Source organism: Nocardia sp. NPDC041819 (assembly GCF_055590505.1).
In genome coordinates this window covers 115232-130019 of record NZ_JBVJAP010000016.1, presented here as the reverse complement: position 1 = coordinate 130019, position 14788 = coordinate 115232, and the positions used below count along the sequence as shown (strand labels likewise).

At 68.8% G+C, this 14788-nt stretch carries 14 protein-coding genes and 1 tRNA gene; 3 read left to right on the top strand and 12 right to left on the bottom strand.

Annotated elements, in window-relative coordinates; all coding sequences use genetic code 11:
* Position 1 precedes the first annotated feature (1 nt).
* From prfA to argS, 9 genes are all read right to left on the bottom strand, one after another.
* A complete protein-coding gene (gene prfA / locus ACZ6DL_RS32215) occupies positions 2–1072 on the bottom strand; it encodes a peptide chain release factor 1 (RefSeq protein WP_040865160.1) in 1071 nt (356 codons plus the stop codon).
* An 81-nt stretch (positions 1073–1153) separates the two neighbouring features.
* Positions 1154–1384 carry a 50S ribosomal protein L31 gene (gene rpmE / locus ACZ6DL_RS32210; protein ID WP_039796334.1) on the bottom strand — a complete coding sequence of 77 codons (231 nt, stop codon included), beginning with the start codon at positions 1382–1384 and terminating at the stop codon, positions 1154–1156.
* 424 nt (positions 1385–1808) lie between these two features.
* On the bottom strand, positions 1809–1970 hold the full coding sequence (locus ACZ6DL_RS32205; RefSeq protein WP_357960393.1) for a hypothetical protein: 162 nt from the start codon (positions 1968–1970) through the stop codon (positions 1809–1811).
* Positions 1971–2004: 34 nt separating this feature from the next.
* Positions 2005–4113, bottom strand: coding sequence for a transcription termination factor Rho (gene rho / locus ACZ6DL_RS32200; RefSeq protein ID WP_466056754.1), 2109 nt, complete (start codon positions 4111–4113; stop codon positions 2005–2007).
* A 328-nt stretch (positions 4114–4441) separates the two neighbouring features.
* Positions 4442–5395, bottom strand: coding sequence for a homoserine kinase (gene thrB / locus ACZ6DL_RS32195; protein ID WP_466056753.1), 954 nt, complete (start codon positions 5393–5395; stop codon positions 4442–4444).
* A 25-nt stretch (positions 5396–5420) separates the two neighbouring features.
* Positions 5421–6542 carry a threonine synthase gene (gene thrC, locus ACZ6DL_RS32190; protein WP_393240313.1) on the bottom strand — a complete coding sequence of 374 codons (1122 nt, stop codon included), beginning with the start codon at positions 6540–6542 and terminating at the stop codon, positions 5421–5423.
* A gap of 23 nt (positions 6543–6565) precedes the next feature.
* Positions 6566–7921 (bottom strand): homoserine dehydrogenase, encoded by a 1356-nt coding sequence (locus ACZ6DL_RS32185; protein ID WP_393240088.1) that lies wholly within the window; start codon positions 7919–7921, stop codon positions 6566–6568.
* A complete protein-coding gene (gene lysA / locus ACZ6DL_RS32180) occupies positions 7918–9339 on the bottom strand; it encodes a diaminopimelate decarboxylase (RefSeq protein ID WP_466056751.1) in 1422 nt (473 codons plus the stop codon). Before lysA ends, ACZ6DL_RS32185 begins: the two co-directional genes overlap by 4 nt.
* Before the next feature lie 61 nt (positions 9340–9400).
* Complete coding sequence (argS, locus tag ACZ6DL_RS32175; RefSeq protein WP_466056749.1) at positions 9401–11059, bottom strand: arginine--tRNA ligase; 1659 nt, start codon at positions 11057–11059, stop codon at positions 9401–9403.
* A 93-nt stretch (positions 11060–11152) separates the two neighbouring features.
* Here argS and ACZ6DL_RS32170 point away from each other — a divergent pair, with 93 nt between their 5' ends.
* From ACZ6DL_RS32170 to ACZ6DL_RS32160, 3 genes are all read left to right on the top strand, one after another.
* Complete coding sequence (locus ACZ6DL_RS32170) at positions 11153–12073, top strand: DUF3105 domain-containing protein (protein WP_466056747.1); 921 nt, start codon at positions 11153–11155, stop codon at positions 12071–12073.
* 347 nt (positions 12074–12420) lie between these two features.
* A complete protein-coding gene (locus tag ACZ6DL_RS32165; RefSeq protein WP_466056778.1) occupies positions 12421–13128 on the top strand; it encodes a DUF305 domain-containing protein in 708 nt (235 codons plus the stop codon).
* Between the two features lie 106 nt (positions 13129–13234).
* Positions 13235–13307, top strand: a tRNA-Arg gene (locus ACZ6DL_RS32160).
* A 73-nt stretch (positions 13308–13380) separates the two neighbouring features.
* Here ACZ6DL_RS32160 and ACZ6DL_RS32155 read toward each other — a convergent pair.
* The 3 genes from ACZ6DL_RS32155 to ACZ6DL_RS32145 all read right to left on the bottom strand — a co-directional run bounded on the left by ACZ6DL_RS32155 (position 13381) and on the right by ACZ6DL_RS32145 (position 14683).
* A complete protein-coding gene (locus ACZ6DL_RS32155; protein WP_466056745.1) occupies positions 13381–13665 on the bottom strand; it encodes a hypothetical protein in 285 nt (94 codons plus the stop codon).
* 193 nt (positions 13666–13858) lie between these two features.
* Entirely contained in the window at positions 13859–14236 is a 378-nt protein-coding gene (locus ACZ6DL_RS32150) for a hypothetical protein (RefSeq protein WP_466056744.1), read from the bottom strand.
* Between the two features lie 72 nt (positions 14237–14308).
* Positions 14309–14683 (bottom strand): hypothetical protein, encoded by a 375-nt coding sequence (locus ACZ6DL_RS32145; RefSeq protein ID WP_466056742.1) that lies wholly within the window; start codon positions 14681–14683, stop codon positions 14309–14311.
* Positions 14684–14788: the final 105 nt, after the last annotated feature.

The window sequence follows — 14788 nt, the reverse complement described above, 5'->3', positions numbered from 1 at the left end:
GTTATTCCGCGGCCATACGTGCTTCGCGATCCGCCTTCCCGAGAGCGTCCAGCAGCGCGTCGAGATCCCCGTCGAGCACGGCGTCGAGGTTGTGCGCCTTGAAACCGATCCGATGGTCGGTGATCCGGTTCTCCGGGAAGTTGTAGGTGCGGATCCGCTCGGAGCGGTCCACCGTGCGGATCTGGCTGGCGCGGCCCGCCGCCGCCTCCTGATCCGCCTGTTCTTCCGCCAGCGCCTGCAACCGCGCCGCGAGCACCTGCATGGCGCGCGCCTTGTTCTGCAACTGGGAGCGCTCGTTCTGGCAGGTGACGACGATGCCGGAGGGCAGATGGGTGATGCGCACCGCGGAGTCGGTGGTGTTGACGCCCTGACCGCCCTTCCCGGAGGAGCGGTAGACGTCGATGCGCAGATCCGACTCGTCGATCTGCACCTCTTCGATCTCGTCGGGCTCCGGATAGATCAGCACGCCCGCCGCCGACGTGTGGATGCGGCCCTGCGATTCGGTCACCGGGACGCGCTGCACCCGGTGCACCCCGCCCTCGAACTTGAAGCGCGACCAGACACCCTCGCGCGTCGCGTCACGGCTCTTGATCGACAGCGTCGCCTCTTTGTAACCACCCAGGTCGGACAGGGTGACGTCGAGGATCTCGACCTTCCAGCCGTGGCGCTCGGCATACCGCACGTACATGCGGGCCAAGTCGGAGGCGAACAGCGCGGACTCCTCGCCGCCTTCGCCGGACTTCACCTCGAGCACCACGTCGTCGCCGTCGTGCGGGTCGCGGGGGGCCAGCAGGTCGGCGAGCGCCTGTTCCAGTTCCTCGACCTGTTGTTCCAGCTCCGGGACCTCCGCGGCGAACGCGGAGTCGTCGGCGGCGAGTTCCCGGGCGGCGGACAGATCGTCGCGCGCGGTCTCGAGCTTGCGATAGGTGGCCATGACCGGGGCCAGCTCGGCGAACCGCTTGCCGACCCGGCGCGCGGCGCCCGCATCGTTGTGCAGCGACGGATCGGCCAGCTGCGTCTCCAGGCCCGCGTACTCGGCCAGGATGTCGTCGATGGCGGACGGTTGCGTCACAGTGCTTCCTTCTCCTGATGCCGGTCCATACAAAACACCGACGCCCGGCCTGCGCAGCAGGACCGGGCGTCGGCGAGGAAGCTACTTGGCGTCGGCCTTCTTGCCGGCACGCTTGCCGTAGCGGGCCTCGAAGCGGGCCACGCGGCCACCGGTGTCGAGGATCTTCTGCTTGCCGGTGTAGAACGGGTGGCACTGCGAGCAGACCTCGACGGTGATGTGTCCCGACTCCTTGGTGCTGCGAGTCTGGAAGGTGTTGCCGCAACCACAGACGACCGTGGTGTCGACATACGTCGGGTGAATTCCTGCCTTCATGGATGTCCTCTCGATTGTGGTCGCCGGGTCGCCCGCGCGCGCAAGCGCTGAGCGTGAACCGGAACCGACTAGGCGGGAGCTCTGCTCACCTGAGCAGACGCAACGACGGTTCAGTATGCCAGAACTGCCGTTACGCTCCCAAAACGCCCCCGGCGGGTGGTTTGTTCCCGCCCAGGTAATCCCCTACCGTTCCCGCCCCTGGAAGTCCGGGCACGCGAATCCGCGCCGCCTCCGGGACCCTGAAGTCGGGTAGTCCGCTACTCAGGAACGTGAACAAATTCGTTCATAGAGTTGCATACCTGGTGCACATCGGCGTGCCGAGACAGGAAGGAGACCTCGTGAACATCCGAATCGCTTCCGCGATCCTCGTTCTGCTGACTCTCGCGGTCGCCGTCGGTTTGTTCGCGCTCCCGGCAGGCACGCCCTACCCGGCGCCGGAGAACGCCGTGTACATCCGGGCTTCCGGGTCCGCCGCGCCGAATTCCGGGGTGGGGACGTGTGCGCTCGTCATGAGCTTCCTGATCTGCGGCGCCGCCACGATCGGTGTGGCGTTCTTCAGCCCCGGAGCGCCGAAAGGGTCCCGCATCAGCGGGACCCTTTCGACCGAACAGCTGGTCAGCTCACTCGTCGAGCGCGCCGGGCGCGGTCTTGCTCACCTGCATCAGGAACTCGAGGTTGTTCTTGGACTTCTTCAGACGGTCGATCAGCAGATCGATCGCCTGGTGCGAGTCCAGGCCGGACAGTACGCGGCGCAGCTTGTGCAACACCGCCGCCTCGTCGGGGTTGAGCAGTAGTTCGTCCTTGCGGGTACCGGACGGGTTGACGTCCACCGCGGGGAACACTCGCCGCTCCGCGATCTTGCGGTCCAGCTTGAGCTCGGCGTTACCGGTGCCCTTGAACTCCTCGAAGATCACCGTGTCACCGGTCGACCCGGTCTCCACCATCGCGGTGGCGATGATCGTCAGCGAGCCGCCGTTCTCGATGTTGCGCGCCGCGCCGAGGAACCGCTTGGGCGGGTACAGCGCGGTGGAATCCACACCACCGGAGAGGATTCGACCCGAGGCGGGCGAGGAGTTGTTGTACGCGCGCCCGAGCCGGGTGATCGAGTCGAGCAGCACGACGACGTCCTTGCCCATCTCCACCAGGCGCTTGGCGCGCTCGATGGCGAGTTCGGCGACCGAAGTGTGGTCTGACGGCGGACGGTCGAAGGTCGAGGAGATGACCTCGCCCCGTACCGAACGCTGCATGTCGGTGACCTCTTCGGGACGCTCGTCGACCAGCACCACCATGAGGTAGACCTCGGGGTTGTTGGTCGCGATCGCGTTCGCGATGTCCTGCAGGATCGTGGTCTTACCCGCCTTCGGCGGCGACACGATCAGGGCGCGCTGGCCCTTGCCGATCGGCATGATCAGGTCGATCACACGGGTGGTCAGCTTGTTCGGCTGAGTTTCCAGCCGCAGGCGCTGGTTCGGGTACAGCGGGGTGAGCTTGCCGAATTCGGGACGGCGCTTGGCCGCCTCGACGTCACCGCCGTTGACCGTGTCCAGCCGCACCAGCGGATCGAACTTCTGGCGCTGGTTGGACTGTTCGCCGTCGCGCGGAGCACGCACCGCGCCGGTGATCGCGTCACCACGGCGCAGGCCGTTCTTGCGGACCAGGTTCATCGACACGTAGACGTCGTTCGGCCCGGCCAGGTAACCCGACGTGCGGACGAAGGCGTAGTTGTCCAGCACGTCGAGGATGCCCGCGACCGGCTGGAGGACGTCGTCCTCGCGGATCTCGAGCTCACGGGCCTCGCCGCCACCGGTCTCGCGGTCGCGCCCACGACGACGCTCACGGAAGCGGCGTCCGCGCCGTCCGCGACCACCTTCCTCGTCGTCACCGCCGCGGCCGCCCGCGCTGCCGTTCTGGCTCTGGCCACGCTCGCCCTGGCCACGGTCGCTCTGACGGTCGCCTTGGCCGCGCTCGCTCTGACGCTCACCCTGGCCACGGTCACTCTGACGGTCGCCTTGGCCACGGTCACTCTGACGGTCGCTCTGGCCACGATCGCTCTGGCCACGCTCGCGGCGACGCTCGCCGCCCTGGTCCGCGTCCTGCTTCGATTCGTCGGCACGCGTCTCGGCGGGTGCGGCTTCGGTCGCCGATCGCGCCTGGTCACGGCCACGGCGCTGCCGGCCACGGCCGCGCTGGCCGCTCTCCCTGCCGGACTCCTCGGTGGTCTCGGTCGCCGTGGACGATGCCGACTCGGCCGCGTTCGTGGCGGCGGGCGCGGAATCGGCGGAGGCCGTCTTCGCCGGGGCGGGAGCCTCGGTGGGCGCGGCCGAAGCCGCGGGCGTCACGTCGAGGGTCGCCTGCTCGGCCTTGGCCGGCGCCGCGGAAGCGGCGGTCTTGGCGGGGGCATCGGCTTTCGCTGGGGTGTCGGCCTTGGCGGTTACCGCGGACTTGGCCTCGCTCTTGGCGGGCTTCTCCGCCTTGGCTGCCGCCGCCCTTCCGGCGGCCTGATTCTCCTTGATGGCGGCGATGAGATCGCCCTTGCGCATCCCGGAGGTGCCTCGGATACCGAGCTCCCCCGCAAGCGCGCGCAACTGCGGCAACAACATTCCAGTCAGCCCCGATCGTGCGACGTCGGTGTGTTCGCTCATCTTCGAAATCTGTCCGGATTCACTTTCGCGGTCGCCCGTCGGGTTCGATTCCACGCCGGGTGTCGCGAGCAGGTCCGTATCTGTCACGGAAATCCTTTCCTTCCCTCGATCGCCGTGTGCTGTTTCGAGGGTTCGTCCCGCAGCCCGGGCATTCTGCCGGACTGGGATGCGTCCGTCCGGGCGCTGTGTGCCGTATCACCTGCTCCGCCGGACCGGCGGCTTCTCCACCATTGGTGAAAGGTGGGGAGAGATCATTCCAGTTGCGCAGCTACGCAGCACCCCCATGGCCTGGAGGCTCGAGCCTGGAGCCTGCTGGAGCGATTGCCCTGATGAAGCACCGGCGTCTGATGCGCACGATGTACGGACTTGCCCAGGATAGCTGTCCATTGCGAATCTCGGCAAGACAGACTCGCCGTCAGTCGACCAGGACACCTTCGGCGATTCCCGGCTCCACCACGCGCAGGCCGTCGGCCGCCGCCAGTTCGCGCAGTTCCGCTGGAAATTCGCTGGTACCCAGGGCCAGGATGGTCGGGCCCGCCCCGGAGACGGTGGCCGCGATCCCCGCCGTGCGCAGGCGGGTGATCCAGGCCGTGGTCAGCGGTAGCGCGGGGGCACGCTGGGCCTGGTGCAAACGGTCCGCGGTGGCCGGCATCAGCAGGTCGGGACGCTGCGTCAGCGCCACCACGGCCAGCGCGGCGCGGCTGACGTTGAACGCGGCGTCGCCGTGCGACACGACGTCGGGCAGCAGGCCGCGGGTGTGCGCGGTGGACGAGCGCTCCTCGGGGATCAGCACGACCGGACGCAGCGCGGGATGGGCCTCGAGCCGCACCGCGCGGTAGACGCGACCGTGGTATTCGGTACCGGGAGCCTCGTCGGCGGGACGTTCGCTCTCCGTCCACGAGACGACGATCCCGCCGAGCACACTGGCCGCCGCGTTGTCCGGATGACCCTCGAATTCCGCGGCCAGCTGGACCATTCGGTCGGCCGACGTGGCCAGCGCCGGGTCCAGCTTCGCGGCCAGGGCACACCCCGCGGCGAGTCCGCCGACCACCGCCGAGGCCGAGGAGCCCAGCCCGCGGGAATGCGGAATCACGTTGCGGCACACCACATCGAGGCCGTCGGCCCACACGCCGGCCGACTCCAGTCCGCGCTCGATCGCACGAACCACGAGATGTGAAGGGCCCCAAGGGACATCGTCGGCGCCCTCGCCCTCGACCCGGATGGTGAGCCCGGAATCGGTGGTGCGCACCTGGATCTCGTCGTAGATCCCCAATGCCATACCGAGCGAGTCGAACCCGGGACCGAGGTTCGCGGTGGACGCGGGTACCCGCGCGGTCACGGTCAGACCGGCGGGCAGCGTCGCGCTCATGAGCTGGCTCTCGCGCGAATTCAACTCAGGCCAGCTCTAGTTCGGCGGCGACCGCGACCGGGTCGACCGCGACCGGCTGCACCTGCGGCAGGCCCAACAGCGCGGTGTCGGGATCCTTCAGGCCGTTACCGGTCACGGTGCACACCACGGTGAGCCCGGAATCCAGCCAGCCCTCCTTGCGGGCGGCGAGCACACCGGCCACGCTGGCGGCCGACGCGGGCTCGACGAACACGCCTTCGGTGGCCGCGACGAGGCGGTACGCGTCGAGGATCTCCTCGTCGGTGGCGGCGCGGAACGCGCCACCGGACTGCTCCTTGGCCTCGACGGCGCCGTTCCAGGAGGCGGGCGCGCCGATCCGGATCGCGGTGGCGATGGTCTCGGGGTCCTTCACCGGTGCGCCGTTGACCAGCGGGGCAGCGCCCGCGGCCTGCACGCCGAGCATGCGCGGCAACCCGCCGGTGACGCCGTCGGCGTAGTACTCCCGGTAGCCCCGCCAGTACGCGGTGATGTTGCCCGCGTTGCCGACGGGAAGGGCGTGCACGTCGGGCGCCTTGCCGAGCACGTCGCAGATCTCGAAGGCCGCGGTCTTCTGGCCCTCGATGCGCGCCGGGTTCACCGAGTTCACCAGGCCGACGCTGGGGAAATCGGCGGTGACCTTGCGGGCGAGTTCGAGGCAGTCGTCGAAGTTGCCCTGCACCTGGATGATCTTCGCGCCGAGCATGACCGCCTGGGCCAGCTTGCCCATCGCGATCTTGCCCTGCGGGATCAGCACGGCGCAGCTCATGCCCGCCCGGGTGGCGTACGCCGCGGCGGATGCCGAGGTGTTGCCCGTGGACGCGCACAGCACCGCTTGCTGGCCGCGGTACTTGGCGTCGGTCATCGCCATCGTCATGCCGCGGTCCTTGAACGAACCGGTCGGGTTCAGGCCCTCGACCTTGAGGTACACCTCGCACCCGGTGATTTCGGACAGGTGCGGCGCGGGCACCAAGGGCGTACCGCCCTCGTACAGCGTGACCGGCTCCCAGTCGGCCGCGCCCGCGAGCCGGTCGCGGTAAGCCGCGATCAGGCCCGGCCAGCGGGAGTGCACTCCTGCCTGGGGCGCGACGCCGGTGGTACGGCCCCCCGGCTCCCGGCCGCCACCCCTCATGGAGTCGCTGCGCGACGCTGTGGTCATTCTTCGGTGCCTTCCAATCTCAGAACGCTGGTCACAGATGTGACGGATGCCATTTCCGCCAGGGCGGCCACGGTGTCCGCGAGCGCCGACTCCACTGCGTGGTGGGTCACCACGACGAGGCGCGCACCCGAGCCGTGCCCTTCCTGACGGACGGTCGAGATGCTCACCCCGTGATTGGCGAATTCGCCCGCCACCGCCGCCAGAACCCCAGGACGGTCCTCGACCTGCAAGTTGACGTGATAGCGCGTGGGCGTATCGCCGATCGGCGCGATCGGTAGCTCAGCATAAACCGATTCGCCAGGAGCGCGACCCCCGTAGAACTTGTTCCGGGCCGCCATCACCAGATCACCGAGGACAGCGGAGGCGGTCGGAGCGCCGCCGGCGCCCTGCCCGTAGAACATCAGCCGCCCGGCGTTCTCCGCCTCCACGACGACCGCGTTGAAGGCCCCGGTCACCGCGGCCAGCGGGTGCTTGCGCGGAATGAGCGCGGGGTAGACGCGCACCGAGACGCGCTCTTTGCCGCCCTCCTCCGGCCCGGGCTCGCCGGGACCCGCGTCCACCCGCTCGCAGATGGCCAGCAGTTTGACCGTGCAGTCGAGCGCCGAGGCGGTCTCCAGATCCTCGGCGGAGATCCGCGAGATCCCCTCGCGGTACACGTCGGCGGCGGTGACCCGGGTGTGGAAGGCCAGCGAGGCGAGGATCGCGGCCTTGGCCGCGGCGTCGTAGCCCTCCACGTCGGCGGTCGGATCGGCTTCCGCGTAGCCCAGGCGGGTGGCCTCCGCCAGCGTCGCCGAGTAGTCGGCGCCGGTCTCGTCCATCGCGGAGAGGATGAAGTTGGTGGTGCCGTTGACGATGCCGACCACCCGGTTCACCCGGTCGCCCGCCAGCGACTGGATCAACGGGCGCACCACGGGGATGGCGCCCGCGACGGCGGCCTCGAAGTACAGGTCGGCGCGGCTGCGCTCGGCAGCGGCGGCGAGTTCGCCGGTGTAGTCGGCCAGCAAGGCCTTGTTCGCGGTCACCACGGATTTGCCCGCGTTCAGCGCGGCCAGGATCAACCGGCGCGGCGGATCGATGCCGCCGATCACCTCCACGACCAGGTCGACGTCGTCGCGGGCGACCAGTGCGTCGGCGTCGGTGGTCAGCAGGCCCGCGGGAAGACCGCGGTCGGTGTCGAGGTTGCGGACCGCCACCCCGCGTAGCACCACGGGGGCGCCGACGCGGGAACGCAGGTCCTCGGCGTGCTCGCGCAGGATGCGCACGACCTCGGTGCCGACATTGCCCATACCCAGGACCGCGACACCGATCGGGCGATCGGTCCCCCACGCACCCTTGTTCGCGTTCGCCGTCACGCTTCCACCTCCAAGCTGAGCAGGTCCGCCACCGTCTCCCGGCGCAGGATCAGGCGTGGCTGTCCGTCCCGTACCGCGACGACCGCGGGACGGGTCAACTGGTTGTACCGGCTGGACATCGAGTAGCAGTACGCGCCGGTGGCGGCGACGGCGACCAGGTCGCCGGGGCCGACATCGGCGGGCATCCAGGTGTCCCGGATGACGATGTCGCCGCTCTCGCAATGCTTTCCGACGACGCGCGCGACCACCGGTCCGGCCTGCGACGACCGCGAGACCAGGCGGCAGTCGTAGTCGGCCTGATACAGCGCGGGCCGGATGTTGTCGCTCATACCGCCGTCGACGCTCACGTAGCGGCGGCGCAGGCCACCGTCCAGCGAGACGTCCTTGATGGTGCCCACCTCGTAGAGCGTCACCGTGCCGGGCCCCGCGATGGCACGGCCGGGCTCCACCGCGATCACCGGCGTGGGCAGACCCGCGCGTTCGGCTTCGGCCGCGACCAGCTCGCGCAGGTTCGCGGCGAACCGGTCCAGCGGCGGCGGGTCGTCCGACGGCAGATACGAGATGCCCAGTCCGCCACCGAGATCCAGCGTCGCGATCTGCGCGGTGCGCTCGACGCCGAACTTGTCGATGGCCTCCCGCAGCAGGCCGAGCATGCGCCGCGCGGCGATCTCGAAGCCGTCGATCTCGAAGATCTGCGAGCCGATGTGGCTGTGCAGACCGACCAGGCGCAGGTTGTCGGCGTCGAAGACGCGCGCGAGCGCCTCCATCGCGTCACCGCCCGCGATCGAGAAGCCGAACTTCTGGTCCTCGTGCGCGGTCGAGATGTATTCGTGAGTGTGGGCTTCCACCCCGACGGTGACCCGGACCAGCACGTCCTGCACGACGCCCGCGCGGATCGCGACGGCTTCCAGGCGCTCGATCTCGATGAGCGAGTCGACCACCACGTGGCCGACCCCGGCGGACACCGCGGCTTCCAGCTCCGCGACGGATTTATTGTTGCCGTGCAACGCGATTCGCTCCGCAGGGAAGCCCGCGTGCAACGCGACGGCCAGTTCGCCGCCGGAGCAGACGTCCAGCGCCAGGCCCTCGTCCCGGATCCAGCGGGCGACCTCGCCGCACAGGAACGCCTTGGACGCGTAGTGGACTCGCGCGTTCGCCCCGAAGGCGCGGACCATGTCACGGCAGCGGGAACGGAAGTCGTCCTCGTCCACCACGAACAGCGGAGTGCCGAAGCGCTCGGCCAGCTCGTACACCGGCACGCCCGCCAAGTGGACGACGCCGGCCTTGTCGCGAGTGGCGTTGCGCGGCCATACGTTGACGGGCAGGTCGATCATCTGCTTCGGATCGCTCGGGCGCTCCGGCAGGTTCGGCGCGTGCGGAATCTCGGCATGCCGTGGACCGGCGGGGTGCGCGCTCATTCTCCGACCTCGCTGTGCTCGCTCACTGAGCCTTCCTTCCTCGCTGTGGTCGACCGGCCGGTCACATGCGCTCCGGCGCGCCGACGCCGAGCAGGGCCAAGCCGTTTGCCAGGACCTGGCGGGTCGCGTTGACCAGAGCGAGCCGGGCCGCGTTCGTCGGGGAGACGGGGTCGTCACCCAGCGGCAGGACGCGCAGGTTCTTGTTGGTCTGGAAACGGTGGTACGCGCCGGCCAGCTCCTCCAGGTAGCGGGCCACCCGGTGCGGTTCACGCAGGCTCGCCGCACCGGCCACCACGCGCGGGTACTCGCCGAGGGTGCGGATCAACTCGCCCTCCTCCTCCGCCGACAGCAGCGCGAGGTCGGCGGTGACGGAGTCGTAATCGAACTCGGCGGCGTTGCGGGCGATGGAGGCGGTCCGCGCGTGCGCGTACTGCACGTAGTAGACCGGGTTCTCGTTGCTCTGGCTGGCCCACAGGTTCAGGTCGATGTCGATGCTCGAGTTCACCGACGAGCGCACCAGCGAGTACCGCGCCGCGTCCACGCCGATCGCCTCGACCAGGTCGTCGAGCGTCACCACGGTGCCCGCCCGCTTGCTCATCTTCACCGCGACGCCGTCGCGCAGCAGGTTCACCATCTGCCCGATCAGCACCTCGACGGTCGCCGGATCGTCGCCGAACGCGGCAGCGGCGGCCTTCAACCTGCCGATGTAGCCGTGGTGGTCGGCGCCGAGCATGTAGATGCACAAGTCGAAGCCGCGGGAGCGCTTGTCCTGGAAGTAGGCGATGTCACCGGCGATGTAGGCGGCTTTGCCATCGCTCTTGAGGACCACCCGGTCCTGGTCGTCACCGTATTCCGAGCTGGCGATCCACCAGGCGCCGTCCTTCTCGTACAGGTCGCCGGAGTTCTTCAGCCGCTCCACGGCCTGCTCGACCGCGCCGGAGGCGAACAGCGAGCTCTCGTTGAAATAGACGTCGAAGTCGGTGCCGAACTCGTGCAGCGACTCCCTGATGTGCGCGAACATCAGCTCGACGCCCTCGGCCCTGAACACCTCGAGGCGCTCGGCCTCCGGCTTGCTCAGCGCGTCCGGGTGCGCGGCCAGGATCTTGTCGGCGATCTCGCCGATGTAGGCGCCCGCGTATCCGTTCTCCGGGGTCGGCGCGCCGGTGGCGGCCGCGACCAGCGAGGCGGCGAACCGATCGATCTGCGCCCCGTGGTCGTTGAAGTAGTACTCGCGCACCACGTCGGCGCCCTGCGCGGCCAGGATGCGGCCCAGCGCGTCGCCGACCGAAGCCCACCGGGTTCCGCCCAGATGCACGGGACCGGTCGGGTTGGCCGAGACGAACTCGAGGTTGATCCGGGTGCCCTTCAGCGTCTCCGCGGTGCCGTACGCGGCGCCCGCGGCGAGTATCCGTTCGATGATCGCGCCCTGCGCGGAGGCCGCGAGGCGGATGTTCAGGAACCCGGGCCCGGCGACCTCGGCGGCGGCGACGCCGTCGGCCTCGGCCAGCGCGTCGGCCAGCCAGGTGGCCAGCTCACGCGGCTTGGTTCCGGCGCGCTTGGCCACCTGCATCGCGACGTTCGTGGCATAGTCGCCGTGTTCGGGGTTGCGGGGGCGTTCCACGGTGACCTCGTCGGGCAGGACCGCAGGGTCCAGTCCACGTTCGACAAGCACCTTCGCCGCTGTCGAGCGAAGGAGATCTGCAAGGTCAGCTGGAGTCACGAGTCTCTATCCTATGGTCTTGGCGGGTGTACACCTCGGGGTGGGCACTGCGCAGCCAGCGGATCCATCAACGTCGAAAGAGCACACTGAGCGATGCCTAGCAGTCCCAGCGCCAAATCGGCCAAGGCCGCCAAGGCCGCGGCGAAGTTGTCAGATCCCCGCAAGCGAGGCAGACGAGGACAGCTTCCGAAGAAGAACCGGCAGATCCCCTGGCCGGCCATCGGCGCGGCCGTAGTAATCATCGCATTGATCGGCGCACTGGCTTACAACCTGGTCCCCAAGTACCGGGAAAAGGCCGACCTGGACAAGTACACGCCGAGCGCGCAGAAGAAGGACCCGTCCGACGGGATCGCGGGTGTGGTGAAGAAGGAATACCCCGCGGGTCTGCACATCGCGTCCAACCAGCGCGTGGCCTACGACCAGGCGCCGCCGTTCGGCGGTCCGCACGACCAGTCCTGGGCGACCTGCACCGGCATCGTCTACAGCAAGCCGATCCGGGTGGAGAACGCGGTGCACTCCCTCGAACACGGCGCGGTGTGGATCGCCTACAACCCGGACAAGGTGAACGCCGACGGCATCGCCACGCTGAAGGCGAAGGTCGAGGGCAAGCCGTACACGATGATGTCGCCCTACCCCGGCCTCGATTCCGCCGTCTCGCTGCAGTCCTGGGGTCATCAGCTGAAGCTGGACAGCCCGGACGACAAGCGCGTCGGCCAGTTCATCACCGCGCTGCGGCTGAACAACTACGCCTACCCCGAAGTGGGCGCCGACTGCTCGACCATCGTCTTCGACACCGACAACCCGCCGCCGTTCGACCCGACGCCGCCCGGACCGGACGCGGTGCCGATGGACGGCAAGGGCTTGCAGCAGGACCAGTCCGAACTCGGTGGTGCGCCCGGCGGCCTGCCCGGTGTGCCCGGCGTTCCCGGTCTTCCCGGCCTGCCGGGCATGCCCGGCGCTCCGGTGCCCGCGCAGCCCGCGCCCGTCCAGCCCGCACCCGGCGCGGGGCGGTAGTGGCCGGCGATCGGAATCGCGGAGCCTCCGCTGCGTCCGGGGATCCCGAAGCCACCGGCTCGGGCCTAGGGAAAGCAGCGACGTCCGGTGGTGGCGGAGCCACCGGGTCCGGCGAACGCGCGGCGTCTACCGCACCCGGCACTCGTGCGGTGACGGGGACCGGTGGTGGCGAAGTCATCGGGTCCGGCACTTCCGGAACCGTCGACTCCGGCAGTTCGGAAAGCACCGGCTCCGGCGGTCGCGAAGCCACCGGATCCGGCGAACGCGCGGCATCGGCCGGTCGCGAAGCGTCGCGCGAAAGCACCGGGGTCGCCCAGGAGGCTGATACTTCGGCCGACAAAGCACCTATCAGGTCCGGCACGGGTGAAGCACCGGCCGAGTCCAGCATCGGGGGGCAGTTCCGCCGACAGCGCACCGCGCTGCTGACGCTCGGCATCATCGGGGCCATTCTCATCGGCTTCGCGATCGGCGTGCTGGCCCGGATTCCGCTGGACAGGTCCCCGGAACCGGATCCGGACCCGGTCGACGTCGGTTTCAGCCAGGACATGTCGGCGCATCACGCGCAAGCGGTCGAAATGGCGGGCGTGGTGCTGGTTCGTTCCACCGACACCGAGGTACGCCGTCTGGCCTACGACATCCTCACCACCCAGCAGAGCCAGATCGGGCGCATGCAGGGGTGGTTGCAGCTGTGGGGCGAACCCGCGCAAGGCGTGGACGGGTTCATGGGCTGGATGACCGAACCGATGGGCGGCCACGATCACTCCGGAACGGAGATGTCGCACCACTCCGGCCCGGTGTCCGTCATGCCCGGCATGGCCACGCCCGCCGAACTCGCCGCCTTGCGCCAGGCCACCGGCCCCGCCCTGGACACCAAGTTCCTACAGCTCATGCTGCGCCACCATCAGGGTGGGCTGTCGATGATCGACTACGCCGCCCAGCACGCAGCCACCACAGCGGTGCGCACCCTGGCCGAAACCATGGCCACAACCCAGCGCGGCGAATCCGATCTGATGACCACCATGCTCACCGCCCGAGGCGCCGCCCCCCTCCCCTGACCCGAAACCACACCGCCGCCCGCGCTTTTTGGCGGACGGCCACCGATACGATAGGCTGACCCAGCCCGATCGGACCGCCTCCCCGGCCCCGACCGAGCCCTATCCCGCCCTCGTAGCTCAGGGGATAGAGCGTCTGCCTCCGGAGCAGAAGGCCGCAGGTTCGAATCCTGCCGAGGGCACGCGACGCAGTGGCTCCCGACCAGATTCTTCTGGTCGGGAGCCATTGTCGTTCATGCCTTCGTTGCGCTGCGCTCAGCTGCTGCCGAACACGCCATGCGGTATGAAGCTGTGGAACAGACGCCACAGCGGATCATTGCCGCGACCACGGTCGTGATCCCCCGGCCAATCTTTGTCTTGGAAGTCGGGACGGTCGTCCCATCGGTCATGCCCGATCTCCGTACCGACGGCAGGGGACGTCGCCGGATCGGCCAAGGCCGGAATCGTCGATATCGTCAGGGGAACAGCGGCGATCGTTCCAGCGACGAGTGCGCGGGCCAATATCAAACGCGCAGCGGTGGATGTGGTTGCCGAGAACACCGGCAGATCCTTTCTAGCGACAGTGAAGCGTGCACCCATCCGCCTCGATCGAGGCGACAGGAGCAGGCCGGAGATCGACAGCGCCCAGGTACGGGTGTCGAGCCACCGGCCCGGTCGACCGTACCCCGATCTTGTTACAGGGGAACCGCACGGAGCGAAACGCCCACTCCCCGGCTATGCCGTCGGCGCCGCGTCAGTCCAGTAGGCGGTGGCAGACGCTCGCATCGGCGCCACGGCCGTATGCCCGTTCGAAGTCCGCATAGTCCGGATCTATTTTGTTGTCCAAGTAGTACGGGACGAGAGCCGCCTCGACGCTGTTGCACACCCACGCCTCACCCGATCCGCTGTTTCGCAGCTGGAAGGTGATCCAGTGGTGGCCGGCGAGAGGAGCGCCCGCCGAGGCCGTGCATTCGCGACCTTTGACGGAGCCGGACTGGGGTAGGTCGATCGTGTAGCCGCAGGTGTAGGTCGGCAGAGTTTGGGCCTCCGCGGCGGGGGCGGTCACCAGACCGGCGGTGGCGGCCAGCAGGAATATCGGCAGCCCGAGTCGGGCCGTGCGGGTCGTTTTCATCACGGGTTCCTGTTCGAAAGAGAAATCAGTACTTCTCGGCACTCATAAGCAGCTGTCGCGCGCGCATCGCGGTCATATCGGGCGGCAGTTGCTCGCGTCCACACCGGCGTTGAGCACCGCCTCCGCCTCGTAAGATCCCATTCCCGGATGGATCGGCTTGCCGAGGTGCGGGAATGCGCCACCGCACTCCCATTTCTCACCGGTGACGCTGTTCTCCATCCTGACCGGATAGAAATAGTTACCGTCCAGCGGAGCGCCCGGTGACGCTGCGCACTTGCGCGCTTGCATCGAACTGAAAACCACTAAGTAGCTGGTGATGGGCGTGTACTTGCAGGTATAGGTCGGCAGCGGGGGCTGCGCCACGGCGGCGGGAGCTGTTGCCAGACCAGCGGTAGCGGCCAGCACGAGCAGGGGAAGCCCTAGGAGGGTCGGACGGGTTGCGATCATCAAGGCTCCTACACGAGAACGAAATGACTATCGCGCGACCCTCACCGATCGGCCTGAAGGAATCCTTAACGAGTGGTAAGCACGGACGTCGACCCGCCGCGGCTT